This window comes from Pseudomonas sp. FG86 (genome assembly GCF_057808775.1).
On the sequence record NZ_JBMDIS010000191.1, the window covers coordinates 1 to 1,243 of the forward strand.

At 52.3% G+C, this 1,243-nt stretch carries 2 protein-coding genes and 1 pseudogene; 2 read left to right on the plus strand and 1 reads right to left on the minus strand.

Annotated elements, in window-relative coordinates; all coding sequences use genetic code 11:
- Window positions 1-55: 55 nt before the first annotated feature.
- Window positions 56-529: pseudogene (locus tag ACODSV_RS36250) on the plus strand (cation diffusion facilitator family transporter); the annotation flags it as partial.
- Window positions 530-572: 43 nt separating this feature from the next.
- Window positions 573-770, plus strand: coding sequence for a DUF1289 domain-containing protein (locus tag ACODSV_RS36255; protein WP_008437450.1), 198 nt, complete (start codon window positions 573-575; stop codon window positions 768-770).
- Between the two features lie 303 nt (window positions 771-1,073).
- Here the strand turns inward: ACODSV_RS36255 and ACODSV_RS36260 are convergent.
- Window positions 1,074-1,243, minus strand: a 170-nt coding sequence (locus ACODSV_RS36260; protein ID WP_489047530.1) for a DUF411 domain-containing protein, incomplete at its 5' end; no start/stop codon positions are given.

Below are 1,243 nucleotides of genomic sequence, written 5' to 3' on the forward strand. Positions count from 1 at the left end.
GAGAAACCGGTCACGTTGTTAGCGAAATGACCGGTCACGATGAGCGAAATACGCATCTCACCATGCACATGGTCATGACAATAATCTGCGCTCTGCTTATATTCACGTCATTGCAGATGCACTGACTTCGGTTCTGGCCATCGCAGCACTGCTTGCTGGTCGTTACCTTGGTTGGGTCTGGCTCGACCCTGCAATGGGGATTGTGGGTGCAGTTGTCATCGCACGCTGGGCTTGGTCGTTGATGCGGGTGACTGCGAGTGTATTGCTAGACCAGACAGATGATCATGTCGCTGAAGAGATTCGTGAACTGGTTGAGCGACAGGGAGATGCTTCGATCATAGATCTTCATGTCTGGCAGGTAGGGCCGCAAGCCCGCGCCGCTATTGTGAGTGTTCTAGGCAGCCCAGCAGTGAATGCACAAAACATACGAGAACGGCTTGCGACAGTTCATGAGATCACTCATCTGACAGTTGAGTACCGCACGAAGCCGGGCGCTGTTTCACCCGATCAGGTCGCCGTTCAGGCTTAGCAATGAGCCCGTAGTTCGCATAAGTTCGCCGAGGAATTGACCAATGGCCAAGGACATCGAGAATCCGTGTACTTCTGTCTGCCAGTTGAACAGCGAACTGTGCGTCAGCTGCGGTCGCACCAAGGAAGACATCAGAAAATGGAAACGAATGAAGCGTCCAGAAAAAATGGCCGCTGTACAACGCGCGACCCTGCGTCTGAAAAGCCTGCAAAAAAAGAACTCTCAAACCACTGTAATTTAACTTTTCTACGCTTTCAGCCGAGACAGATGTCCAGATTCGGAAAGGCAAGCTGAGTGGCAACGCCACCCGAACTTAGCACTATCGTGGTCAGATGCGCAGTGCTTGTCAGCAGACGGAGCATGGCGTCATCTCAAATTGTTATTGAGGACAGCGGTACGGGGTTATCCGATTCGGCGCAGGCGCGCCTTTACAGCTTGTTGCTGATCGTCCTTTGCGTATTGCTTGAGAATGAAATCAACATAGCATGTCCCGCTGCATGGCCATGAGCTGGGACCATGCTGTGGCCGAATGGATGAGGTGGGATTAGTTTGCGGGGTATTCAGCAATGACCTGATCTACGCCGGCTTTGGTCAGGCCGATTATTTGGTAGGTCTCATGTACTCCGTCGACTTCCATTCCTGGAGAACCTGCTGGCATTCCAGGAGCAGCGATCCCGAGAAGGTCGTCACGCTTACTCATCGCAATTATTTGCT